Raw genomic sequence first — 24,096 nt, 5'->3', positions numbered from 1 at the left:
CCAACAAAAAAACTTCATTGTATACTCTTTTACCAACAAAATAACTTTATAATTGTCTTTTGACCGAACAATATCTATAACAGCGAAGTGACAAGAGCAGTTGGTGTATTATCAAAAATCGCGAACGATCGCCATAAACACCAAATCATTGTTCAAGCTTCGGAAATTAGCAAAGGTATTGTTACTAACAGCACTTTGCAAGTCAATGAAGTACACTCTTCCCCAACTTGCAATCTGCTGTATAATTCAAAACTCTCTACATCTTCCTGTTCCCCTATCGCAGTCTCAACCATTCCTTAACCGCAGAGGAATCTGAATGATAAACTCGGTTCCTTTTTCAGGAGTTGAGAAACACTCTAGTTTACCGCCATGTTTTTCTGTGATGATTTGGTAGCTGATGGACATACCCATTCCGGTTCCTTTGCCAACGGGTTTAGTGGTGAAAAAGGGATCGAATATTCGTTGCAGAAATTCTTGAGAAATACCAACTCCGTTATCAGCGATCGCCACTTCTAACCACGTTGAATTAACTACCGATGTGCGAATCTTAATTTGACTGGGATTTTCCTTAATTTCCTGATATGTAAGCTTAGTATTATTTTCTTCTAACGCATCAATCGCATTTACTAAAATATTCATAAATACCTGATTGAGTTGTCCGGCATAGCATTCTACTAAGGGTACAGTGCCGTAGTTTTTAATCACCTCAATTTCAGGTTGTTCTGGTTTACCTTTAAGGCGATGCTGCAAAATCATCAAAGTGCTGTCGATGCCTTCATGAACATTGACCCGTTTGAATTCCGCTTCATCAATGCGAGAGAAATTTCGCAACGACAGTACAATTTGGCGAATGCGATCGGTGCCTACTCTCATCGAAGACAACATTTTTGGCAAGTCTTCCTGCAAAAACTCTAAATCGATGTCTTCAGAAACGGTTTGAATTTCAGCAGCAGGATAGGGATTATATTGCTGATACAACTGCATTAGTGCTAATAAATCCTGAGTATATTCTTGCACATGGGCAAGGTTGCCATGAATAAAGTTGACTGGATTATTAATTTCGTGTGCGACTCCAGCCACTAGTTGTCCCAAACTAGACATTTTTTCACTTTGAATAACTTGAGATTGAGTGCGCTGCAATTCTCCTAATGCATTTTTAAGTTCAGTAGTGCGTTCTTCTACCCGTTCTTCTAGTTCTTCTTTGCTTTTTTCTAAAGCACTAAAGGATTCGTGTAATTGCCCTGCCATCTGGTTGAAAGAGTTAGATAGGCTATTAAGTTCTTGAATGGGGCTAGTTTCTAATGTCTGATTGAAATTACCAGATGCCATTGCTTCACTTGCCCAATTCAAGCGCAAAATCGGGCGGACAATCCAATAAGAGGTAAACACGCCCATCACAGAAGCAATGACTAATGCGCCAAAACAAAGAGCGATCGTGGTGCGCGTGTTGGCGTTAATTTGGGTCATGAATGTGTTTTCTGGCACACTCACCACCATCAGCCAATTCAAACCATATTTTTCACGCCAAGGTAAAACATGGACATAATGCCGTTTTCCTTCCATCTCAAGTTGAAAATCTGTGTCTTGGGTGATAGACCCAAACCCAGAGGTTTGGAAGTGTCTGCCAACATTCTGAATGATTGGATCGGAACTATCGATCGAGTGCAATCGCCGGATCTTTTGATTGACCACAACAAAAGGCTTCTCTGTACCGGAACTGGCAATTAATGTGCCATCCCGCTCCAAAAGGAACACTCGCCCAGACTGACTAATATTCAAACTGCGTAAAAAATCGCTGAGTTTTAATAGGTGAATGTCTGTTGCAATCATTCCTAGTAAGCGATTTTGCGAATCATAAATCGGACGACTAGCAGAGGCGCTGATGTAAGGCCCCGTTGGCAAATTTGCAGTCACAATCTTTGCCCAAATAGGTTTACCAGCAGCGATGGGCTGGGTATACCAAGATTCAGTAAAATTGTTCCAAGTCCATCGAGTATTTATTTGAGTTCGATTACCTCGATCGTCTGTGGCATAAGTGAAAGTATTATTGGAAAGCTTGGCAGTCCAATCATCAATGGTAATAGTTTTGCCATCATAACGAGCTACTCCTAGCCCTTCACCTGTTGTTAGTCCAATACCAATATAAGTTAGGTCATAAGCCTGCATCTGATCCCAGAAATACTTGCCAAGGGTTTGGCGATCGCCCACATCCAATAGTCCCCTGTGAATAGTATCTGCGTTGATCTGATTAAGGGTTTGTGGAATGGAAAGATAAGACTTTAGGTGTTCATCCACGACATCGCTAGTACGCTCTATCAACTGTTGGGCTAGGTCGTTAACTGCTCTTTGTCCATTTTTAAAAGACAAATAACCCACTAAGCTGACTGCTGCAAAAATTTGGATCAGGAAGGGAACAATAAGAACAATCTGTAATGGGAACGCCTTAGCTTTGTCGAGATAGGGAGTTTTCATTGCTGGAAGCTGAAAGTTGTGCTGATTTGATTTGCTTCTATAGTTCCCAAGATGTTCGCATACTCACATTTGTTGAAATTTTTTTCTCAAGTCAAAGGCGGCTTTAGGGTGGAATGGTACTTTCTTAGGCAAAAATTGCTGCCCAGATCCCCAACTTCCACCCTCTGGGTGTCTGCAAGCAGTTGGAGATCGAAATCCAGCGATTTAGTAAGTGACATTTAGATTTAGGCTGCGTTGCGGGGGTTCTTTCTCGTGTATTTGCCTTGCTTCAAAGCAGGAAAATCAGGTATTGCCCCCCAGCTGGCGCGACACAAAAAATCAGAGTTTAAGACGTTCTAGATATTAGCGATCGCATCAGCACAAAATTTGGTTTTTTCAATGTATTTTGATGAGTTTAACTTTTAAATTTGGAGTAGGTTATGCAGCAATTTCAAGTAATCTCAGATAGTTTGAATATACGTTCAGCACCGATTGTTGATGAAGCTAATCAATTAGCATCTCTTCCCAAAGGATATATTGTATCTAAAATTCAAAATTCGGATAATGAAAAGTGGTGGAAAGTTGCAACTATTATTGAAGGAAAAACTTTAGAAGGTTTTGTCGCTCAAAAATTCCTGAGTCCAGTCACAAAGTTTTCGCTCAAGACTGTGATTAAAATTGGTGAAATTCCCATTCTCCAGGCAAATGGAGAATCTGCATTTTTCTATGAAGCAGGGATGAGCATTAATGCTGATGGTGCGCCTAATGCTTATCACCCCGCAGATAAAGGGATTGATTTTTTGGCAAATGCTGGGTATTCAGATAACTGGTGGGCACTAGCTGTAGATAAAAACGGCAATCCATTTATTCAAGGCAGTACCGATCCATATCCTGGATACTATATTTCTACAACTGCATTATGCGACTCTGGATTTGCTAAACAAGATCCACGCCGCTATGTTGATTCAACAAAGATTCCGTATATTGTTCTTCCAGGAAATGATGGTTTTAGAAAAGCTACAGGCGTTAAATTAGGAGATTTTGCAGTTGTTTATAACACTAGCAATGAAAAACTCGCTTTTGCAATTTATGCTGATGTTGGCCCTAAAAACCAAATTGGAGAGGGTTCAATCGCTTTGTCTCAGGCTGTTGGAAACGAGCCATTAGTACAATCAAGAGTCAAGCGAGGAATTCCCAAGGATATCGTTTATATTGTTTTTCCGGGTTCTGGAAATGGACAGCCAAGAACAATTTCAGAAATAGAAGCTGAAACTCAACGGTTCTTTGAAATATGGGGTGGCGTAGAACGGATCAAGTCTCTATAATCGACATTCTGCATTTCAATCAGTAGTATAATTACACAACACTTAGGGTGAGATACGAATATATACTCATCCTTCCAATTTCCAGTACAACCAGTCCCCATTACCCCTTATCCCCAGAGAACGCAACCTGTTCGCCAATCCCCAGTTGAATATAAATGTTTTAGTTAACTGCTAACTCTTTTATTCGCTAACTTAAATTTTATTTTATTTTACCTCTAATTAAAGTCTGCTTAAACTCACAATTTTAAAATAGGGCGACTTCAATTATTTGAAGAGTAGTTTCTTTTTGTCAAAAAGGGAAAAAGCATTGATTTTCATCACTGTTCTACTCAGTGATGAATACCCATTTGGGAAATCAGCAAGTTGTAAACAAACTGCTTTTATACCTTGCAGTGTGTATTGCTTACAGAAGTTTATGGTGAGGAAAACTGAAATGAAATTTGTTCCACAATTAGTGCTTGCTGCTACTTCGATTTTAGGTTTTGCTACTGTAGATGCCAAATCTGTATCTGCTGCAATTATTAATTACGCTTTCACAGTTGATAGTCCCGTAACTAAGGGAAATGGCTTTTTTAGCTTTGATGACTCAACTTTTAGTAATGAAGAGAATCCCGTAGCCGCCATTAAGTCACTTTCTTTCCAATTTGACGGTGACTCTACCGTTTACACTGAAAAAGATGATACCAAATATCCAGAATTTCCCCTAGTATTTCCAACTACGTTTTCAACTGGACAAACATCTTTAGCATTAGACTATCTGTTCAACGATAAATCTAATCCTTCCAGTTCTATAAGTTATGAAATCATTGGTGAAGATTTGACAATTTTCTCTAGAACTTCTCCAGATACTAAACCCATATTAGGTAGAGTTTCGTATACACAAGTACCTGAACCTACACCTTTAGTTGGCGCTCTTTTTGCTTGTAGTCTTGGCTGGATAATGAAGAAAAAAGTAGCATCAATGAAAAAGATTAAAATCTAATCTTGGTTAAGTTGATATTAACGCTTTCTTTGCCAAGGATTAATCTCTTAGTAATATGCTTTTATCTGGAAAAACAACATCTAATACATTGATGCCAGAAAAATTAGGAATTAAAACCTGATTTTGGTAAGGGAGTTAGTTACGAAGTTTGCCTAAGACCACCCTGCCTTCTTCGTGTTAGCTGTTGCTGCGTTTTAACTTACCTGTTAGTCAGGAGTAGAAAATGGTAGATTACCGGAATTTTGAGCAGTTCCTACACAGTCGAATCAAACGACGCAACTTAATTATCGGGGCAGGAGCATTGTCTGGTTTGGCGATCGCTAACCAATTTTTCGATCGACGAGCGATCGCTAGAAGCAGATTTTCTAATTATCCTTTCACTTTGGGTATAGCGTCAGGCGATCCCTATCCTACCAGCGTAGTGATTTGGACTCGTCTAGCTCCCGAACCCTTAAATGGAGGTGGAATGCCACCTGCTAATGTGCCAATTCGCTGGGAAATGGCTACCGATCCCGATATGAAACGTATTGTCTCCAGAGGTACGGTACTTGCAACTCCACAACTAGCTCACTCAGTTCGAGTTGTGGTAGAGGGACTGCAACCTGATAGTTGGTACTGGTATCGGTTTATTGTCGGTCAAGATGCTAGCCCCATTGGCCGCACTCGTACAGCTCCTCTAGCAGGTGGCTACTTAAATAAATTAAACTTTGCCCTTGTCTCTTGTCAAAACTATGAGCAAGGCTACTATACTGCTTACAAATATCTTGCCCAGGACGATCTCAGCTTAGTTGTGCATGTTGGCGACTACATCTATGAAGGAGGAATTTCAAAGAATCGCCCCAGACAGCATAACAGTGCAGAAATTGTGACTTTGGAAGATTACCGCAACCGTCACGCCCTTTATAAAACTGATTCCAATCTGCAAGCAGCTCATGCAGCGTTTCCCTGGATTGTTACCTGGGATGACCATGAAGTGGAAAACAACTATGCCAACGACATCTCGGAAGTCGATACTGAACCAGACCAGAATCCGGCAATCTTCCTTCAACGACGGGCTGCTGCCTATCAGGCTTACTACGAACATATGCCACTGCGCCCCTTCTCGCGTCCTGTTGGCGCCGATATGCAACTTTTCCGTCGGCTCTCCTTTGGTAACTTAGCCACCTTCCATGTCCTAGATACCCGCCAATATCGCACCGATCAGCCATGTGGTGATGGTACTAAAGAACGTTGCCCAGAAAATTTAGATCCGAATGCAACGATTACTGGCAAGCGTCAGGAAAATTGGCTATATGATGGTTTGGCTCGCTCACAGGCTAAGTGGAACGTTTTAGCCCAGCAAGTTGTAGTTGCTCAGATAGACACAAAACCAGGGAAAGGCGCAACTTATAGCATGGATAAATGGGATGGTTATGTGGCTTCCCGCGATCGCCTCATGCGTTTCTTAGAACAACGCAAACCATCTAATCCAATCGTATTATCAGGCGATATCCATTCCAACTGGGCAATGAATTTAAAGGCTGACTTTAATAATCCAGAATCTGCTACGGTCGGGAGTGAATTTGTCTGTACTTCAATAACCTCTGGTGGAGATGGGGCAGATACCATCCCAAATGTTGAAGCTTACTTACCCGATAACCCACACATTAAGTTCTTCAACAGTCAACGGGGGTATGTTCGCTGTTCGCTGACTCCCACAACCTGCAAAACAGACTATCTAGTTTTATCAAATGTCACAACTCCATTTGGCACGATTAGTAAGCGGGCTTCATTTGTGGTTGAAGATGGTCGTCCAGAAATACAACAAGTCTAATCGTTTAATTCCCAGGTATCACAAGCAGACAATCATAGATGGATATAAATAAATCATCAGTGTTTATCTATATCCACCTCTGGTTTCATTTTCAGAAAATTGACTTTTGCAAGTCGATAGAGACGTAGCAGTGCTACGTCTCTTTCTTACGGAGAGCGATATCTACCAGACGCTTTGCGAATGCGTTTATGCAATTATTTTTGCTTGAAAAAATTTTGTGTAGAATAGCATATATTAAGTTGTCGCTACTGGTTTGTTTCCATTTTTGCTCTCCATACTGGCAACAATTGACGGTTGCTCATCATTGATTGGCGACTTTTCTCGCTGTCCCTTACGACGCTGATTTTTAGGAACTCCTCCCGCCATACCGTACTCTATACTGCTTTTGCCATATCGAGTTCCAACTGCCATTAGCATTTGTTCTGTCATATCTCCCAACTCGCTTTCTGTGTCTAGCATTTCCCGATACAACTTATCCAAGCTGGAAAGGGCACTATTGTAAGCATTTTCTTTAGATCGCATCGTCTCGATCAGAGTTGAGAAAGCAGGTAAGGTAAGTCCATTGCCTAAATCTAACCTCGGATCGATAGAGTTTATGCTAGCCGCACGGCGCACTGCTTTTTCTAACACTACAGAAGTTCTTTTTCTCCGAGCCATGATCTATACCTTGTAATCTAATACGGTTAATATTCTTTACCTTAAAAAATTTACGTATAGATCAGCTTGGGAGAATTCCGGCAAATCTGCAATAGTTTTTGCTACATAGCGATCGTTGTCATGAATGCGCTAACTACTGAAATGAGAAAGCAAACTGGGGTTTGAGAAAGTCAAAGCTGATTTTACTTGCGGAAAACACCAATATGAGAAAGCAAAAGCTCATTTGGAGTAAGTCAAAGTTGATTTTACTTGCGGAAAACACCAAAATGAGAAAGCAAAAGCTCATTTTGAGAAAGTCAAAGTTGATTTTACTTGCGGAAAACACCAATATGAATAAGTCATAAGGCATTTTGAGAAAGTCAAAGTTGATTTTACTTACTTAATTTGACTTTATATATTTTCTTGATGCAGTGAGCAATTATAGTCATTGTGAAAATCTCAAATCAAAAATGGGTATAACAGAATACAGAAATAGATTGTAGAACTAGTTAGGGGATACTGCCATCTTCTTTCGTCTTGTATATTGTCTATAATTACAAAAGTCTAAATGGTAACACGCCGTGACCTTCGATTTGACTATTCCTCGCTCTGCTGGCGAACCACTCAATCTCACTGTCAGCGTGGGAGAAAACCTATTCATTCTTGGTGCTAACGGTACTGGCAAGTCCAGTTTGATGCAACAGTTATATACTCCTCATCATGCTAATGCGCGACGAATATCGGCACATCGCCAAAATTGGTTTTCTTCCAATGCAATGGATTTATCACCCAAGCAAAAGCAAGACTATGAATCCACTATGCGAAGCGTAGACACCAGTCTACACTCGCGCTGGAGAGACGATTACGCTACACAACGCACGAGCATTGCGATCTATGACCTCATTGACGCCGAAAACGTGCGTGCTCGATCAATTGCCGGTGCAGTCGATGGCAACAACATTGAGCTTGCAAAGACTCTTTCAAAGAAAGATGCTCCTATAAAGCTCATCAATGAGCTTCTACGTCTTTCAAATATTCCTATTGAGATATCTGTCAGTCAGAGCGATCAGGTAGTTGCAAGCAAATGTGGCGGCACTCCCTACAGCATTGCGGAGCTTTCGGACGGCGAACGTAATGCCTTATTAATCGCGGCAAACGTACTGACTGTTAAGAACGGTACATTGGTACTAATTGATGAGCCGGAGCGCCACCTTCATCGCTCCATTATCTCACCGCTCCTGACACTTTTGTTCTCCATACGGCATGATTGTGCATTTATCGTGTCTACGCACGACGTGATGTTGCCCCTTGATAATCCGGGCGCGCGTACACTGCTCATCCGAGGCTGCACCTATGCTGGATCTTCCGTCAGTGGTTGGGACGCGGATCTTCTTCCTGCCGAAACTGAGATTGATGATGACCTCAAGAAGGATATCCTTGGTGGGCGCAGAAAGCTCCTATTCATCGAAGGCACTGAGCGAAGCCTTGATAAGCCGCTTTATAGTTTAGTGTTTCCAAACGTCTCTGTCGTTGCTAAATCGAACTGTCGTGATGTTGAACATGTCGTTTCCAGCATCCGAGACGCTGACAAGCTTCACTGGCTTCGTGCTTTTGGTATCGTTGATAACGATCGACGGACGGAAGCCGACATTAACCGACTCAAAGAGAAGGGTGTATATGCCCTTTCGGTCTTCTCTGTCGAGTCGATCTATTACCATCCATCTGTTCAAGACCTTGTTGCACAGCGCTATGCAGTCGTTACTGGAGATAACGCCCTTACTCGTCTCGCTAATGCCAAAACTGCTGCGATTGCAGCAGTCCAGCCACATGTTCAACGCTTGAGTGAGCGAACTGCTGAAAAGGCGCTTCGTGAAGAGTTTTTTCGGCATTTGCCTCGAAGAGAACAAATTGCTAATAGTGAACCCATAAGTGTTTATATTGATGTAGTTAGTGTTGTCACAGCAGAACGTGAAAGGTTACAAGATGCACTTGATGCTGGCAATTTGGCAGAAATCATTTCACAATATCCAATTCGCGAAACACCTGCTCTAGACAAAATTGCAAAGGAACTTGGGTTTCAAAACCGTGAACAGTATGAGGGGGCTGTACGGAAACTACTAATGGATAACAATGAGGCACTAACTTTTGTGAAATCTCTCTTTGGCACGTTGGAATCTGACATTGAGACAGCATGATTGCATGTAGTGCGATCGCATCCCTCCTATAATGTGCATTGTGCTGCACGAGAACACACTCTACTACTGGCAATTTGATCCGATTAGCAAAGTAAGCGATCGCTTAGTCTTTTGAGCAGACTGGCGAAAACTTATAGGTCACAACAGGTAAAGGCGTTTACTTTTTCAGCAAAAAGAGTACCATCATGAGTGTAGAAGTATCTAATTTTATCTGTGTCAGCAAAGGACATTTTTCACGAAGCAGTTAAGCAAGCTCTACAAAAAGAGCAATGGGTAATTACAGACGATCCACTCAAATTTAAATTTGGTAACGTCAACTTTCAGATTGATTTGGGTGCAGAAAGACTGGTTGCAGCCGAGAGAGCAGGTGAGAAAATAGCAGTCGAGATTAAAAGCTTTCTGAATCCTTCTGCAATTACAGATTTCTACGGGGCTTTAGGTCAATTCCTCAGTTATCGCTTGGCGCTGAAAGCGACTGAGCCTGAGCGAGTATTATATTTGGCAGTTCCAGTAGATGCCTATCGAACTTTCTTTCAACTTGAGTTCACGCAGACAGCAGTACAAATATATCAAGTTTTGTTAGTTGTCTACGATCCAGTGAATGAGGTGATTGTGCAATGGATAAAATAGCTAAGTATCGAGAGTATATTCAGACTTTGCTTACTCGTTATGCCAGTGACGATGTTTCAGATGATGAGGTCGAGGCTCAACTCATCTTCGATACAGAGCGAGATCATTATCAGTGGATGAATGTGGGTTGGCAAGAATTCGATCGCATTTATCGATGTATCATCCATTTTGACATTAAAAACGGAAAAATATGGCTTCAGCAGAACTTAACAGATCAGAATCCTGCTGAGGAGTTAGTTAAGATGGGTGTTCCCAAAGATGACATCATTTTGGGATTGCAGCCTCCCTATAAAAGGCAGTACACAGATTACGGCGTTGCTTAAAGAGTTAGCCATATATACAGTGGTGCATTGCGCGATCGCTGATAATAATCTGGGCGATGTCAACAACAGGCTACGCCCACGTACTCTTGGGCAGAGAAAGCAAAAACACTATAGCAAAGTCTAAAAAAACAATCTAGCAAAATTATTGTCTGCCTCACTGCCAGCCCTTATTAATTTTAAAGGATTTGGATACCAGCTTTCTTATGCGATCGCTGTTTAGTTATATCATGTCCGGTTAATTAGTTATAATTCCCGTAATCTATGCAGAAACCAGAAAACCCTCTTTCCCTCTGCCCCCTGCCCCTCGGTCACTGAGCGTAGCCGTTGGCGCAGCCTCTCGTAGAGAAGTGCTGCTCCCCTGCGGTCTTAATGATAAATCTTTAATTGGACACGATATTAGAAGATTACTTTGCCTCAATCCGTGAAGCCAATTGTATTAAGGTTATCTGTAGAGCAATACAGATAGTTAATCCTATCTAGACTGGATTAAATAATTGATTATACCTAAAATAATTAAATGAGCCGGGTAAAACACATAAAACCATCTAGCTCGTGAACCTTGTTTTCCATTGAATTGAAAAACAATGAATCCTGCAATAATTGCCCAATATTGCACTATATCACTTATAAATAGAGTTACTAAAATAAAGTGAAAGAAGCACCAGTAGAGCAACCATACATTAGGCTTTAGTTTGTCTATTAGGGACATCAATAAAATTACTGCAATCCCATATACTCTATATTCAACGCCCAAGCCCTCAGCAACTACCGCACACAAGCCGATAATTATTAATTGCTGCCATAATTGCGAATAACGCTTTATTAAGCGCAACATCACAAGTCCAAGAAAAAGCGTAAACAGAATATTAAGTGCTAAACTCTGGAAAACAATACTATAAATAGGCTGAGATATTATTGCTGTAATTAATAGTCTCCTCCCATAGCGGTATACATTTTGGGTGTGTTTTTCGCCTTCAGCCAAAAGCCATGCAAACAGGGGAAAACTGAATCGCCCAACTAAGTGCAAGATTCTTAACTCTGGGATTAGCAAATAGCACACATGATCCATAACCATGAACACTGCGGCTAAGATTTTAATGTTAAAAGCTGAAACTTTAATCACAACGTTACAGTTACCTTGGATTCTTTGATATAGAATCCTAAAAATTTTATTTAATTTTATTTATTTAATATAAGAGTTATTCAAAATACTAGCAATTTGATAACATTAACAAAAAGGGCAATGTCTACAATGGGCTGTTACCCTCCTGTGTCGCTCTAAGCATTAGCGTAGCGTCTCGTAGAGAAGCTATGCCAAACGTCTTTACGCTACGCTATCGGTGACACCCTCTTCAGCAGAAAATGCAGAAACACTATGGCAAAGCGTAAAAAAAGCAATCTCCAGTGGATAAAAGAAACGCTTGAACTCAAACCCGATCATCGTTGGGAATCTCCATCAGGTTACAAAATTTTTGTAGCAGATCGAGGCGCTGTTCGTTTCAATGTTCCCCAAAATTGGGTTTTTGAGCCACAAGAGAAATCCTTCAAGTTCATGGATAAAAAACCGCCCAACGATGATTGCTGTCTAGAAGTATCTTTTAATCGCCTCCCACCCAATGACTGGAGCCAGTTTCCGCTAAAATCTACCTTGAAGAAAGTCCTGGAAGACGACAGCCGCAACATCATTGAGAGGGGAGAAATTATTACCGTCAAGCGTCAAACTGCTAGAATTGTCTGGACAGAGATGAAGTTCATTGACACTCAAGAAGAACCACGGGAAGCTTTTTCGCGGACTTGCATTGGTTTGGGGTCGAATGTTCAATGCTTGATTACATTCGATTATTGGGCAGATCAAGCAGAGCAACTAATACCCGTTTGGGATGAAGCAATGCGTAGTCTCACGCTAGGGTTGTATATTCGCGATCCCATGACTGGTCTAGCTTTCCCAGACTGAAGCCCAAGAATAATTGCTCAAATGAATGGACAAAATGTGGTTTGCACGGCAAATCAAGTCAATGGGTGCTGTAAAAGGTTGATATTGACCCTCAAACCCAATGAAGATGGTGTGCAAGCGCTAAATAATCTCCTGGCTTGGCGGGGCAACTTTTAAGTATAAATTAATAGAATACTTTACGTTGATTTGAGAGAACATCTAGGAATTCCTAAAGAATAAATTACAGCGTTTTTCCTGTGCTAGATTTGAACCGGGATAGTAATAAAGTTACAAAGCTATAGTTTAGGTTCCATAAGCCTAACTGGTGCGCCAACCTCTGGTATGAGCGTATACCGCCGAGTACTTTAAACTATATTGCTTGATTAGCTCAGTTGGCAGAGCGATCGACTCATAATCGATGCGTCACAGGTTCGAGTCCTGTATCAAACCCCAGGAAGTTAGCTCACTGGTAGAGCAATCGACTCATAATCGATGTGTTGTAGGTTCGATTCCTATACTTTCACCCAGAACCCTGTCCGGGTTAAAAGACAATACCCTTCCAAGGTAGCCAATATGGTACGGATCTTAACAGATTCGAGACCCCTCATTTTCTCAACTCTGCGGTGCAAGTGTTCTGCTGTCGGTCATTACTCATAAGGGTAATGTTCGGTAGCCACAGTCAAGGAGTAAGCGCAACTGCATTTTTCCCTAACTTGAGTATGTCCCTTCGTTTTCTACATCTAGTTTTCCTTCGGGGATTCTAGATTGGTAAATTGAACGGTATATTTGAGCGCGGTTCTTTTTCTAGATTGTCATTGAGCAGTTTGCGAAAAGTAACAGCAATCTTAATCCAGCTTTGGAGAAGCTTTTGCCCACACCTAAACTGTAAACACTTGCACTTGCAGAGTAAAAAAAGCTTTTGTATTATGTCCAGCAAAAATCTAAGCACTATCTCATTAGCGGCTGAAAATAATCTAGAAAAGTTGCAAACTGATAATTTAGCACTTTTGCGCTCGCATGGTTTAGCTGAATATAATACTGCCGAAGAAATAGCCTTGGCAATGGAAATAAGCTTAGAAAAACTGCGCTTTTTAACAACTAGTACATCCCGAACTACACATTACCTCCCTTTCAAAATTTCAAAAAAGGTAGGTGGAGATAGAATTATTTATGCACCAAAGCCCGATCTGAAAGCTGCTCAAAGGTGGATTCTAGAGAATATTTTAGAGAAATTAGAAATTCACAATGCAGCGCACGGATTTTGTAAAAATCGTTCGATAGTCACTAATGCTAAACCTCATATTCGTGCAAATGTAATAGTCAATATTGATTTACAAAATTTTTTTCAGTCAATTTCTTACAAACGTGTCAAAGAATTATTTTGCGAGTTTGGTTATTCAGAATCTACGGCGACAATTTTCAGTTTGATTTGTACGACTGCTGAAATAGCAATAAATGGACAAATTAACAATACAGCTTTAGAAAACCGCCATTTACCTCAAGGTTCGCCTGCAAGTCCTGCTATTTCTAATCTAGTTTGCCGTAATCTCGATAGTCGTCTTGCTACAATCTCTGAAAATCTTGGGTTTTGCTATACGCGATACGCTGACGATTTAACATTTTCTGCTTCTAGGAATGCATCGCCCAAAACATCTGATTTGATTAAAAACATTAGATATATTATATCTAGTGAAAATTTTACTGTTAATGAGAATAAAACCAAGATTTCTGGCAAAGCAGTGCAGCAAGAAGTAACAGGCCTAATTGTAAATACGCAATTAAATATATCTAAAAAGACATTAAAAGCTTTTCGCGCAACTCTATATCAAATAGAACAAGAAGGTTTATCAGGAAAAACTTGGGGAAAATCAACTAATTTAATTGCCGCAATTACCGGGTTTGCAAATTATGTAGCAATGATTAACCCGACCAAAGGCGCAGAATTTAAATCAAGTGTGAAACGTATCAAGCAGAAATATGGTGACTCCTAAACAGATGAAGTACGTTTTTAAAGCTGCTTATTTTGCTAGAAAAGACTCATTTAGGCGTACCTCAGCAAAAAATAGCCAGGGCGAATCACATTCGCCCTTTTACTTTTTTCCTGTGCTAAATTTGAACCGGGATAGTAACAAAGTCACAAAGCTGTAGTTTGGGTTCTGTATACCTGACTGGTACGCTAACCTCTGGTAATAGCGTATACCGCCTAGTACTTTAACTATTTCACCATGAAAGTTAGCTCATTTGGTAGAGCGATCGGTGTATCGCCGATTAGTTGTAGGTTCGATTCCTATACTTTCGGGCAAAAACCCTCGCCCTGGGTACGGGCACCTTGTTAGGGACAAGGCTGCAGAATTATTGGGTATTCAAAAAGACCCAATCAAAAAAACTTTTTGTTTTTTCTACTCTGTCATGCAGGTATTTATAACAGTCAAGGAGCTAGCGCAACTGTATCTCTCCCTAACTTGAGTATGTTCCTTCCTTTTCCTACATTTGGTTTTCCTTTGAGGATTCTGAATTGGCAAAGCGAACGGCATATTTGAGCGCGGTTCTCTTTTTTTAGATTGCCATTGAGCAATTTGGGAAAAGTAACAGCAATCTTAATCCAGCTTTGGAGAAGCTTTTGCCCGCACCGGAACTGTAAAAACCTGCACTGGCAGAGTAAACAAAATTTTTGTAGTATATAGTAGTACAAAATGCTAAAACTAATCTTTTAGCTTTTATTTAAAGGGTTGTAAAGCCTAAATAACCTCCTGATAAATTCTGTATACTCCAGTAGTTAAGCCGTGAGACATCGGTGGTATTTGAGTTCAAGCAAGGTTATAAATGTGTTGTTCTAATCTTCTTAGCTAGTTGCGATGGCTATGCCCGCCGCAGGCATCGTCTAGTTTACTTCAGCTATCACACAAATTATTTATGCAAATCACTATGTGGGAAACGTTTTATATTAAACCTAACGAAATCGGCATCTTATATCACCGCAGTGACTTTAAGAAAATTTTGCAACCCGGTACACATACATATTTTGGTCGGCATTGGCAAGTAAAAATTTATGACCTCAATCAGCCACTAGCTCAAATTGAAAACCTAGAACTGTTGTTGCGAAATCACGAAGCCGAACTACAAGAACACTTATTGATTATCAGAACCGCATTCAATCAAGTTGCATTAGTCCGCTACGGTCAGAATTGGGTAAGCGTTGCACCAAATAAATTGATTGCTTTTTGGCGTGGTTTTATTGAAGTAGAGTCTCATATATTCAACTTGGAAGAAAGCTTAGAATTACCTAGTTCTTTTGTGCAGCAATTGCGCTCAGTTACCTTGAATGGAGTGAAGAAGTTCCAAATCTCAGAGTCGGAGATTGGTCTACTATATCTGCAAAATAATTTTGTGCGACCTCTAGAACCAGGAGAGTATGCTTTTTGGTCGGTAGATAGAGATGTTACCGTCAGGACTCTCAGCCGAATTATCCCTAACCCAGACTTTCCCCTCGAAGATGTACTCATTGAAAAACATCCCGACTTTATAACTGCTTACTGTGAAGTCGTGCAATTACAGACTTCGCAAGTTGCAATTGTGCGATATAGAGGGAAAGTGATTTCTATTTTGCCACCCACCAGCCGCAAGCTATTTTGGCAGGGTGTTACAGTGGAAATTATCGATATTAGCGTTGATGCTCAGTTACAGCCTAACTTAGTGGCTGAGTTGGTTGAAGGTTCAACAGAAGTGAAATTGCTTAGTCGTAACTGTTTGCATATTTGCCAAGTTCCCGCGCAGCACGTTGGATTAGTATACATTAATCAAGAGTTTCAAGGACTGCGATCGCCAGGAGTACACGCTTGGTGGTTATTTGGCCGCTCTTTTCAAACCGAAACGATTGACTTGCGACTCCAAAATATGGAAGTATCCGGTCAAGACATCCTCTCTAAAGATAAAGTACCTCTGCGGTTGAATTTGACAGCTGGCTTCCGCATACTCGACCCATTGAGAGCAAAAAACGGATTGTCAGATATTTCTGGTTATTTGTACAAAGAATTACAGTTTGCTTTGCGTGGTGCAGTCGGCGAACGCAACTTAGATGCTTTATTAGAAGATAAAGGTGCAATTGATAGAAGTATATCTGAATACATTCGCCAGAAAGCCGCAGACTATGGAATTGAAGTAGATTCTGTAGGTGTCAAAGATATTATTTTACCTGGTGAAATTAAGACTATCTTGAGCAAGGTAGTTGAGGCAGAAAAAGCCGCTCAAGCCAACGTAGTCAGACGTAGAGAAGAAACTGCTGCTACTCGCAGTATGCTAAACACTGCCAAAGTGATGGAGGATAACCCGGTTGCGTTGCGTTTAAAGGAACTCGAAGTGTTAGAGCGGATTGCAGAAAAGATCGATCGCATTCAAGTTAACGGCAGCTTGGATAGTATCTTAACAGATTTGATTCGGATGAATCCGCAATGATTTAGTGATTAAAAATTAAGAGTTGGGTTAGGTCGCGTATTAATAAATTTAATTATAAAAAATGTTTGCGGTCGCACCTAATCTAACCTGTAAAAATTGCTTGTCTCCGGTTAGCTGAAACTTGCGAAAATTTTAGCATATCGCTAGAACGTATTACTTCGGAAGCATTTCACACAAAAATCTTAGACAACTCTACAACATAAGTAAATTGGATAATGTCGGCGCTAATGTCTGACTTAGTTTCATACGCTATCGTTACGCCTGATGGAAAGTGGCACGATCGTGAAGGAAAATCCAATGAAGAATGGCTAGAAAAGTTCCGAAGTCTTTTACGCCAATATCAAGACAATATAGTGGTTGCGATTGATTGTCATTGTTGATTAAAGGGATTTTGGCAAAGTACCCGGATTGTTAATAGAAGATTGGACGATTTAATGCGATGGCATCCCCCATCCCATGTTCGCATAGCTGTCGTACAATCTATCCATGTATGACGATACCTGTCGATTTCTTGCCGAAAACTTCTCAGCCGACTTTGCCAGTTGGTTGCTGGGAGAGTCGATAACACTGACGGAGCTAAAACCCTCCGAACTCTCCCTCGAACCCATTCGAGCAGATGCTCTTATTCTGCTTCAGTCCGATGATTCTGTCTTGCACTTAGAGTTTCAAACTCACGAAATTCCAGACCCAATAACTCAAGCCAATTTGACTGCTGCCTCAGCGATTTTAGCTGGGATAAGATTAGAGGAAGAGATTATTTATCGTCTATTGCGGAGGGACATTATGCAGGAATCTGTGATTTATCGTTCTATCCAAGAAGAGGCAGAAACTAAGGCAAAGGCGAGTATGCAACGAGAGATCGCTGTCAATCTTTTACATGCAGGTGTGGCAATTAACATTATTGCTTCTACAACAGGACTAGCCATTGAGGACGTACAACAACTTCAGCAGCAGATTACTGAACCTCCACAAGCTTAAGCTAATAATTGAAATATTAGAGGCGATCGCACTATCTCGTAAATTAGTTTTATTAACACGCAATCATCAGAATTTGGGCAAATTACCTGGATTGTTAATAGAGGATTGGACGGTTTAATGCGAGATCGCCTAGTTTATTGTCGAGTCAGGGCGTAGGCGAAGCCCGTCGCAGACATAGCAACAACAGTCTACTTCTTGTGCATTTCAGAAATAATCTTTAAAGGCGATTGCTACAACGGTCTACTTCTTGTGCATATCGCACATCATTCCTAAATATACAGTGACTTTTTGTAAAGTTTAGGCGAATCATATATCTAACCTTAAAATTTAGAACTATACTAACTTGACTAGTTAATTCTCTAGGAAAATTCATCTGTGATCAGCCTAGCAAGTGTTTCCAATACCATGTCCGAAGTGGAAAGTGATGGTTTAGGTGAAATTGAGATCCTTGATAGGCAACTGCATCAGTGCTTCCAAAGTAAATTTTTAGTTCATCCTTCATTGACACGACTTATAGTTAGTTTTCAATCTAACAAAACTAGACCTATCTATCGGTGGTATAAATATAAAGAAGCTTTTTCTGCATCTCTTATAGAATATCTATTGCAACGATATAAAATTACTAAAGGTAAGGTTTTAGATCCATTTGCAGGCAGTGGAACAGCGCTATTTGCTGCTAGTGAAGCTGGAATTGATACTGATGGTATTGAATTATTGCCCATTGGTCAACAAATAATTAATGCCAAAAATATTTTAGATTCTGAGTTCACGTCTGAAGATTTTGATAGGATCAACTATTGGTCAAAGTTACACGTTTGGAAGCAGTGTGAGCAGAAACAAGACTTACCAGAATTGAGAATCACAAAAGGAGCTTATGCTGAACTAACTATAAATGCAGTTGAGCAGTATCTTGCAGCTTGCAAACGAGAAAATCATAGAGTCCAAGCAGTTTTAAAGTTTGCCTTACTGTGCATTTTAGAATCCATAAGTTATACACGTAAAGATGGACAGTATCTGCGTTGGGATTATCGTTCCGGTCGTGGACAGAGCAAGAAACCTTTCAACAAAGGCGAAATTCTAGAGTTCGATAATGCGATCGCCAATAAAATAAGTGAAATTATTGATGATTTACTGCCTTCTACACGACAAATTGAGCTTTTCCCAATTAAAAATTCTCAAGGTCAAATTCACCTTTATGAAGGATCTTGTCTTGAGATTATGCCGCACCTAGCCAATTCCGTATATGATGCAATTATTACATCCCCACCTTATTGCAATCGATACGACTATACTCGCACTTATGCACTAGAACTAGCTCTACTTGGTATTTCTGAAAAGGAATTAATTAAACTTCGTCAAGAAATGCTAAGTTGTACAGTTGAAAATCGCCCCAAAGATTTATTGACTATCAACTCAGACTGGGAAAGAGCTTTAACTATTGCTGATTCACAGAATTTGTTGCAGGCTATCTTGAAATATCTAGATAACCAAAAAGCAAAGGGTGCGTTGAATAATAATGGTATACCAAGAATGATTAGAGGATATTTTTATGAGATGGCGTGTGTAATACAAGAATGTTTTCGTGTTCTTAAACCAGGGGCACTTTTATTCATGGTTAACGACAATGTTCGCTATGCAGGTGCAAGCATTTCAGTAGATATGATTCTCTCTGATTTCGCCCAACAGCTAGGTTTTGTTATTGAAAATATCCTTGTTTTGCCAAGTGATAAAGGTAATAGTAGCCAGCAAATGGGAAATCATGGACGCGATCCATTGCGGAAGTGCGTTTATGTGTGGAAAAAGCCATAACTCGAATTCCTATGTGTTCCTATCAAACTCATCTTCAATCCATTGATGATCTTATAACAACTTATGAGGCAATTCGTGCAGGTTTTGTAGCTCTTGCACTAGAGAAAAATCGACGTGCTACGCCATTTGTTGCAGAAGCAAGGGCACTTAAAGAAGCTGCTGCTCAAGCTGAGAGTCCTATTGAATTACTAAAGATTAAGGGCATTGAGATGGGATTGTTAACTGCGGCAGGCTTATCTGATAAATCTTTAGCACACCTGATGTCAGAGGATAAGGTAGAAGCTGTAAATGGTCTGATCAAAAATTTCCTTGAACCAGCAGGTGCAAACTTTCCAGAGGAATTGGTTTTTAGATTTTTGCTAACTCGTGGTGACACACTTGGTGGTTCAATGCGAAATGTTGGAGGCGTGTTGGCACAAAGAAAGCTGACTCGTGCAATTCTCTCTACTCTGACGATCGCAGGTACAAAATACCACTGGCAACACTCAAAAAGTAAAAAGTGGATAGCCATGACAAATAATGACTCAGAAATTGAGTTATCTTTACGAGGAATAAGCTGGGAAAGCGAGATTGGTAATCGCACACTAATTTATAACCTGACTGTCCCGCTAGTTAGAAGTAATGTGGATCTATGTTTGTTTAACTTAGCCCCAGCAGAGTTAGCAGCCAACAAATCTAGCACCATTGAACCATCTGTAGTTGCACCATACGTTATCGCCCTTGGTGAACTTAAAGGGGGTATAGATCCCGCAGGTGCAGATGAGCATTGGAAAACTGCACAAGCAGCACTAAATCGTATACGTAATGCATTTTCCAGGGTAGGGCATTCACCTCTGACTTTCTTCGTAGGATCGGCGATCGCTAGAAGAATGGCAGGCGAAATCTGGAATCAATTGGAAAACGGCACTCTCAGTAACGCTGCTAATTTAAATCGAGAGAACCAAGTTGCATCTATTTCTCGTTGGTTGTGCAGTCTATAAACGTGTACTTAAGTGTATTGATTGTGTTTTCAATCATGCGATCGCACCATTTAATCTAAAAAATCGTCATTAAAAATAGTCTTTCATTTTACAGTTTTTATTTGAGCAAAATGCAATAAAAATCTAAGAGCTAGACTCCATAAGAGTTATACTATGTAAAGCATCAAAATAGATTGTTACTATATAAGCCTGCAACTGGCATTTAGGCTAGAAATAGGTTCTTTTTTCTCCCGCCGCTAGAAAACCTTGCATTATATGATGTTGAGGAGCGATCGCTAGGTTCGGAGTAATCCCAAGAGTGCATTTGACGGAAAGGAAGACCCATCTTTTGGAAGACATACTTCTCTTTCACACCAGAAGCTACCAAATCAGGCTTCAGCGCTTTGATAAATTCCTCGAATTCGTAAGCGGTAACGTCGTCATAAACGATGGTGCCGTTTTCGATGTAGTGAGTGGTACGTTTGTAGTCGTCATTATGAGCGAACTCATAACCTGTACCAATCATCTTCATGCCCAAGTCTAGGAAAGCTGGGACAACGTGGCGAGGACGTAAACCACCAACCATGATGGCTACAGTCTTACCATCCAAGCGGGGGCGGTACTTAGCAATTACCGCATCCATTGTGGGCTGATACTTGGCGATAACTTTCTCAGCGTTTGCTTGGATTGTTTCGTCAAACTTGGAAGCGATTTCCCGTAAAGATTCAGCAATCTTGGTGGGGCCGAAGAAGTTGTATTCCAACCAGGGTATACGGTAGGCTGAAGCCTAAAACCCTTATATATCAATAGTTCTGCAAGTCTGCGTTTTGTGTGGCTTGTTTTTGTCTTAAAGCTCGTTATTTAAACATCCAAAACCCCACTGCAATGGTAATCTGATTTGCAAATTGTGGCTTAAGGGCTATGAAGTTTTAGCTGTATACCCAATAGAATTAGAAATCGATTAACCCTCGACTAGAGATGCAACAGTGGTTTATGAGTCAAAATTCGCAGCCGGATAACATATATGTTGTCCGATAAATTTTCGTCAATTTTCGCTGGCGGATAACTTAAAGTAGTCCAGCAAATTTTTGTCAAAATTCGCAGCCGGATAACATATGTTGTCCGGCAAATTTTTGTAAATGCTTGCAAGGCATCTGTCAAAGTTTATACACTTGTTTAAAACGCGAGTGTATTTGGTATGAAAGCAATGGGAAGGCGGATGAGCCAAAACGGAGTAGTGCATTTGATGGATAGTGAAAATCCGCGATCGCAAACTTGGTTTACCTTGTGCGGTCGCAAGATTCGCGCTGCTCACGCTCTCCCGTTGCAAAAGTTTGAGAAGAGCGAAAACTGCTGTACGGTTTGCGTTCGGATGCAATGCAGTAACTCACTGCTGCACTCTCGACTAAACGCAGCATGAATGCGCGGCTATAGGTACTTGGTTAGACTGCCACCAAAATCCTTAGAACTTTCTGGCGAAACCTATTAGGTTTTTATCTTTATTCTTCACCAATGTTTCTGAGCGGAAACATTAGATGTTTCCCCTAAGTTTCATAGTGAGTACGGGACATAGGGAAATGTTATACATTTCCAAAGTACGGGACACTCGTTGTGCAGTCGTCGCTATAGGAACCCTTAAGGGTTCCTAGTCCGTTGTGCAGTCGTTGTAAAAGCGTTTTTTAAACCACGCAAAAATCAAGGGAAATATAATATATATCCAAAAACTAAACCACGCGGAAATTGCAGCTTGCACGACTGCTGTTATGCAGCGTTATAGCGTTGAGCGAGGGTTAAGGGGTCGCATAGCACAACATGGGGTCTAGCAAGCCTTGTAATGAGTTAGTAAGATTTTCCACCCATAGGGTGGTTACATTCCTAGTAGCGTCCGTAGAACATACGTCGCTTCGGAGCCTTAACCCCCCGTGTCGTAGAACAGTCGTATGGTTAAGGTTTAGAAAACGCGATCGCGTTGCGGAAGATTTGCGCGATAGAGCAATAATCGTTGCGTAGAGAAGTTAACTTGTCTGAACCTAATGCTTTGCCAGGGCGATCGCTCGCGTTACGGGCAATTTGTGCCGTGTTCTTTGTTAGCACCCTATGGGTATTAATCAACATTTTGGTGACTTATGACCAGTGCCTCGCGCCGCTCAACAATGGCTAAACCTTAAGGTTTGTACGAAGTTCTTCATCAGCGATCGCCCAACGTTTTTGTACACAATCGGCGGCGGCTGCTCTTAGTGCTGCACGTTGCGGCAACTTCCAATTTCAACTTACAACTTCATCAGCTAGTTGGTGGAAGTCGGAAGTCAAAACCGGAAGTTACATCTATTCAATTGCGATCGCAATCGAGCGAGCGTGTACGCCATTGCGTTGTCATTGAGCGAAACTCAGTCAAGGGTTAAGGCTCGACCGGGAAAGCGAGCGATCGCGCACTGTAATTGCGTTAAAAACTGCATCGGCAAGCGTTGCAACAGGCAATGAGCGATCACGTACAAAAACGACCCCTGGTCGTTGACCAAGGGCCGTTTTTATAGTCCACGGGTACTACCTCAAAAGTTATAAGCGCCGCCTTTCTCTCTTACCCAATCACGAATTTCTAGGATGAAATAGCTGAATAAAGCAATTTCATCTTCTATTGATATAGATGAGTCCAGCTTTACTGATATACCTGAATCCAGTCTTCTATGTCTCTCAAAAAATGTATACGCACTCTGATAAATGTTAGGGTATTTCTCTTTCAAAAAATCTTCTAACAAGTCGAAGGTATCTTGACAGAGTGGAATACTGAAAACAAGTTTTTCGCAAGGCAATCCAAACTTTTTGTTTAAGAGAGACACTAAATTAGATTCAGAAAGTTTCTCTCCCCACTCAGGCTGTTTTCTGAAGCGATCAAGCGCGATTGGATTTGTGAAACAGATGAAATCGCGCTTATAAATGAAGCTGTACTGCTTCTGAACTGCCTCGTTGATGATATCCAGCCCTTCTACTGTGTTTTGGCGTGAGGCAATATCAGCAGCAAGCGTTGGGTCAGCCTCGGCATATCTGATAAAAGTCTCGGCTACATAGTTGGCGAAGGCTGGATCGAGGTAGCTGGCTAGGTGAACTGCCATGATTGGGTGAACCCAAGTTACCCAAGTTTTACCTACGCGCTCAACAATCCAGGGTTCAGCATTTGACTGTGTATTTTTCAAATGCTCGAATCTAGCCTTGGTTTCTGGGAATCGCTTCCAGTTTTTCAAGTCATACCCAAAACGCTTACACCACTTGGTGGCATTGATGTAGTTGTCATCTCGCTGTGCATCTTGCACCAAGTTACCAAACTGTTCTATGTTTGACATATATAAATTTTTCATTGTTTTGAAAATCTTAAACGACTCCGGCTCAAACAGGGGTTGTTTTTTTTAGCCTACAGACACTACCACCACACAGTGAAAATAAGTAGCTACTGGAAGCTACAAGACAAAATTTGATACACCTGTTTGGGTGAGTCAACTTCAAGGTTTGGGTTTGACGGTGTATTTTCTACACTGTCAACTTCAAAATTCAGGTTTGACAGTGTATTTTCTACACTGTCAACTTCAAAATTCAGGTTTGACAGTGTATTTTCTAC

21 protein-coding genes, 3 tRNA genes and 1 pseudogene are annotated in these 24,096 nt (G+C 40.9%); 19 read left to right on the top strand and 6 right to left on the bottom strand.

The features are described from left to right. Positions 1-285: 285 nt before the first annotated feature. The gene (locus RMY64_RS28830) at positions 286-2,472 is read right to left on the bottom strand and encodes an ATP-binding protein (protein WP_322701790.1); all 2,187 of its coding nucleotides are present in this window, start codon (positions 2,470-2,472) and stop codon (positions 286-288) included. Between the two features lie 419 nt (positions 2,473-2,891). Here RMY64_RS28830 and RMY64_RS28825 point away from each other — a divergent pair, with 419 nt between their 5' ends. From RMY64_RS28825 to RMY64_RS28815, 3 genes are all read left to right on the top strand, one after another. Then, positions 2,892-3,776 (top strand): glycoside hydrolase family 75 protein, encoded by an 885-nt coding sequence (locus RMY64_RS28825; RefSeq protein WP_322701789.1) that lies wholly within the window; start codon positions 2,892-2,894, stop codon positions 3,774-3,776. 286 nt (positions 3,777-4,062) lie between these two features. Beyond that, on the top strand, positions 4,063-4,758 hold the full coding sequence (locus tag RMY64_RS28820; protein WP_322701788.1) for a PEP-CTERM sorting domain-containing protein: 696 nt from the start codon (positions 4,063-4,065) through the stop codon (positions 4,756-4,758). Between the two features lie 223 nt (positions 4,759-4,981). Then, complete coding sequence (locus RMY64_RS28815; protein ID WP_322701787.1) at positions 4,982-6,571, top strand: alkaline phosphatase; 1,590 nt, start codon at positions 4,982-4,984, stop codon at positions 6,569-6,571. A 234-nt stretch (positions 6,572-6,805) separates the two neighbouring features. Here RMY64_RS28815 and RMY64_RS28810 read toward each other — a convergent pair whose 3' ends face one another. Further along, positions 6,806-7,228, bottom strand: a complete 423-nt coding sequence (locus tag RMY64_RS28810) for a hypothetical protein (RefSeq protein ID WP_322701786.1) — start codon at positions 7,226-7,228, stop codon at positions 6,806-6,808. A gap of 560 nt (positions 7,229-7,788) precedes the next feature. Here RMY64_RS28810 and RMY64_RS28805 point away from each other — a divergent pair. The 3 genes from RMY64_RS28805 (at position 7,789) to RMY64_RS28795 (ending at position 10,355) form a co-directional block, all read left to right on the top strand. Beyond that, positions 7,789-9,402, top strand: coding sequence for an AAA family ATPase (locus tag RMY64_RS28805; protein ID WP_322701785.1), 1,614 nt, complete (start codon positions 7,789-7,791; stop codon positions 9,400-9,402). Between the two features lie 213 nt (positions 9,403-9,615). Further along, the gene (locus RMY64_RS28800) at positions 9,616-10,032 is read left to right on the top strand and encodes a XisH family protein (protein WP_322674557.1); all 417 of its coding nucleotides are present in this window, start codon (positions 9,616-9,618) and stop codon (positions 10,030-10,032) included. Further along, entirely contained in the window at positions 10,020-10,355 is a 336-nt protein-coding gene (locus tag RMY64_RS28795) for a XisI protein (RefSeq protein WP_322701784.1), read from the top strand. Before RMY64_RS28800 ends, RMY64_RS28795 begins: the two co-directional genes overlap by 13 nt. Positions 10,356-10,827: 472 nt before the next feature. On the opposite strand, the gene RMY64_RS28790 is transcribed toward RMY64_RS28795, so the two are convergent. Further along, positions 10,828-11,478 carry a TraX family protein gene (locus RMY64_RS28790; RefSeq protein WP_322691781.1) on the bottom strand — a complete coding sequence of 217 codons (651 nt, stop codon included), beginning with the start codon at positions 11,476-11,478 and terminating at the stop codon, positions 10,828-10,830. Between the two features lie 252 nt (positions 11,479-11,730). Between RMY64_RS28790 and RMY64_RS28785 the strand changes: the two genes are divergently transcribed. The 11 genes from RMY64_RS28785 to RMY64_RS28740 all read left to right on the top strand — a co-directional run bounded on the left by RMY64_RS28785 (position 11,731) and on the right by RMY64_RS28740 (position 20,507). Next, positions 11,731-12,309 carry a hypothetical protein gene (locus RMY64_RS28785; protein WP_322674554.1) on the top strand — a complete coding sequence of 193 codons (579 nt, stop codon included), beginning with the start codon at positions 11,731-11,733 and terminating at the stop codon, positions 12,307-12,309. A gap of 21 nt (positions 12,310-12,330) precedes the next feature. Then, the gene (locus tag RMY64_RS36940; protein ID WP_322674553.1) at positions 12,331-12,465 is read left to right on the top strand and encodes a COP23 domain-containing protein; all 135 of its coding nucleotides are present in this window, start codon (positions 12,331-12,333) and stop codon (positions 12,463-12,465) included. A 200-nt stretch (positions 12,466-12,665) separates the two neighbouring features. Continuing rightward, positions 12,666-12,741: transfer RNA gene (locus RMY64_RS28780), tRNA-Met, on the top strand. Next, a tRNA-Met gene (locus RMY64_RS28775) sits at positions 12,741-12,815 on the top strand. The genes RMY64_RS28780 and RMY64_RS28775 overlap by 1 nt, the downstream gene beginning before the upstream one ends. Positions 12,816-13,214: 399 nt before the next feature. Continuing rightward, entirely contained in the window at positions 13,215-14,279 is a 1,065-nt protein-coding gene (locus RMY64_RS28770; protein ID WP_322701783.1) for a reverse transcriptase family protein, read from the top strand. A gap of 235 nt (positions 14,280-14,514) precedes the next feature. Next, a tRNA-Ile gene (locus tag RMY64_RS28765) sits at positions 14,515-14,587 on the top strand. Between the two features lie 626 nt (positions 14,588-15,213). Beyond that, the gene (locus RMY64_RS28760) at positions 15,214-16,740 is read left to right on the top strand and encodes a slipin family protein (protein ID WP_322701797.1); all 1,527 of its coding nucleotides are present in this window, start codon (positions 15,214-15,216) and stop codon (positions 16,738-16,740) included. Positions 16,741-16,967: 227 nt separating this feature from the next. Then, positions 16,968-17,120 (top strand): hypothetical protein, encoded by a 153-nt coding sequence (locus tag RMY64_RS28755; protein ID WP_322674551.1) that lies wholly within the window; start codon positions 16,968-16,970, stop codon positions 17,118-17,120. Between the two features lie 106 nt (positions 17,121-17,226). After that, positions 17,227-17,718, top strand: a complete 492-nt coding sequence (locus RMY64_RS28750) for a hypothetical protein (protein ID WP_322674550.1) — start codon at positions 17,227-17,229, stop codon at positions 17,716-17,718. Between the two features lie 375 nt (positions 17,719-18,093). Continuing rightward, positions 18,094-19,527 carry a site-specific DNA-methyltransferase gene (locus RMY64_RS28745; RefSeq protein WP_322674549.1) on the top strand — a complete coding sequence of 478 codons (1,434 nt, stop codon included), beginning with the start codon at positions 18,094-18,096 and terminating at the stop codon, positions 19,525-19,527. 11 nt (positions 19,528-19,538) lie between these two features. Then, positions 19,539-20,507: a type II restriction endonuclease gene (locus RMY64_RS28740; protein WP_322674584.1), complete on the top strand. Its 969-nt coding sequence runs from the start codon at positions 19,539-19,541 to the stop codon at positions 20,505-20,507. A 202-nt stretch (positions 20,508-20,709) separates the two neighbouring features. Here RMY64_RS28740 and RMY64_RS28735 read toward each other — a convergent pair. Next, positions 20,710-21,267, bottom strand: a pseudogene (locus RMY64_RS28735) (nitrogenase component 1); the annotation flags it as partial. A 438-nt stretch (positions 21,268-21,705) separates the two neighbouring features. On the opposite strand from RMY64_RS28735, the gene RMY64_RS28730 reads away from it, so the two are divergent. After that, entirely contained in the window at positions 21,706-21,906 is a 201-nt protein-coding gene (locus tag RMY64_RS28730; RefSeq protein WP_322701782.1) for a hypothetical protein, read from the top strand. A gap of 524 nt (positions 21,907-22,430) precedes the next feature. Here the strand turns inward: RMY64_RS28730 and RMY64_RS28725 are convergent. Then, a complete protein-coding gene (locus tag RMY64_RS28725) occupies positions 22,431-22,601 on the bottom strand; it encodes a hypothetical protein (protein WP_322701781.1) in 171 nt (56 codons plus the stop codon). A gap of 56 nt (positions 22,602-22,657) precedes the next feature. Between RMY64_RS28725 and RMY64_RS28720 the strand changes: the two genes are divergently transcribed. Beyond that, entirely contained in the window at positions 22,658-22,888 is a 231-nt protein-coding gene (locus RMY64_RS28720) for a hypothetical protein (protein ID WP_322701780.1), read from the top strand. Positions 22,889-23,035: 147 nt separating this feature from the next. Here RMY64_RS28720 and RMY64_RS28715 read toward each other — a convergent pair whose 3' ends face one another. Further along, positions 23,036-23,824 (bottom strand): KilA-N domain-containing protein, encoded by a 789-nt coding sequence (locus RMY64_RS28715; protein ID WP_322701779.1) that lies wholly within the window; start codon positions 23,822-23,824, stop codon positions 23,036-23,038. Between the last annotated feature and the right edge of the window lie 272 nt (positions 23,825-24,096).

Source organism: Nostoc sp. DedQUE08 (assembly GCF_034530895.1).
In the GTDB taxonomy this organism is placed as follows: Bacteria; Cyanobacteriota; Cyanobacteriia; order Cyanobacteriales; family Nostocaceae; genus Nostoc.
The sequence above is the reverse complement of the archived record's forward strand: the minus strand, read 5'-3'. Positions and strand labels throughout refer to the sequence as shown.

Bases quoted from the DNA above. Each gene is read 5' to 3' on its own strand.
- RMY64_RS28830 (WP_322701790.1), bottom strand. From the start codon at position 2,472: ATGAAAACTCCCTATCTCGACAAAGCTAAGGCGTTCCCATTACAGATT.
- RMY64_RS28825 (WP_322701789.1), top strand. From the start codon at position 2,892: ATGCAGCAATTTCAAGTAATCTCAGATAGTTTGAATATACGTTCAGCA.
- RMY64_RS28815 (WP_322701787.1), top strand. From the start codon at position 4,982: ATGGTAGATTACCGGAATTTTGAGCAGTTCCTACACAGTCGAATCAAA.
- RMY64_RS28810 (WP_322701786.1), bottom strand. From the start codon at position 7,228: ATGGCTCGGAGAAAAAGAACTTCTGTAGTGTTAGAAAAAGCAGTGCGC.
- RMY64_RS28795 (WP_322701784.1), top strand. From the start codon at position 10,020: ATGGATAAAATAGCTAAGTATCGAGAGTATATTCAGACTTTGCTTACT.
- RMY64_RS28785 (WP_322674554.1), top strand. From the start codon at position 11,731: ATGGCAAAGCGTAAAAAAAGCAATCTCCAGTGGATAAAAGAAACGCTT.
- RMY64_RS36940 (WP_322674553.1), top strand. From the start codon at position 12,331: ATGAATGGACAAAATGTGGTTTGCACGGCAAATCAAGTCAATGGGTGC.
- RMY64_RS28770 (WP_322701783.1), top strand. From the start codon at position 13,215: ATGTCCAGCAAAAATCTAAGCACTATCTCATTAGCGGCTGAAAATAAT.
- RMY64_RS28760 (WP_322701797.1), top strand. From the start codon at position 15,214: ATGTGGGAAACGTTTTATATTAAACCTAACGAAATCGGCATCTTATAT.
- RMY64_RS28755 (WP_322674551.1), top strand. From the start codon at position 16,968: ATGTCTGACTTAGTTTCATACGCTATCGTTACGCCTGATGGAAAGTGG.
- RMY64_RS28750 (WP_322674550.1), top strand. From the start codon at position 17,227: ATGTATGACGATACCTGTCGATTTCTTGCCGAAAACTTCTCAGCCGAC.
- RMY64_RS28740 (WP_322674584.1), top strand. From the start codon at position 19,539: ATGTGTTCCTATCAAACTCATCTTCAATCCATTGATGATCTTATAACA.
- RMY64_RS28730 (WP_322701782.1), top strand. From the start codon at position 21,706: ATGAGCCAAAACGGAGTAGTGCATTTGATGGATAGTGAAAATCCGCGA.
- RMY64_RS28725 (WP_322701781.1), bottom strand. From the start codon at position 22,601: ATGTTGATTAATACCCATAGGGTGCTAACAAAGAACACGGCACAAATT.
- RMY64_RS28715 (WP_322701779.1), bottom strand. From the start codon at position 23,824: ATGTCAAACATAGAACAGTTTGGTAACTTGGTGCAAGATGCACAGCGA.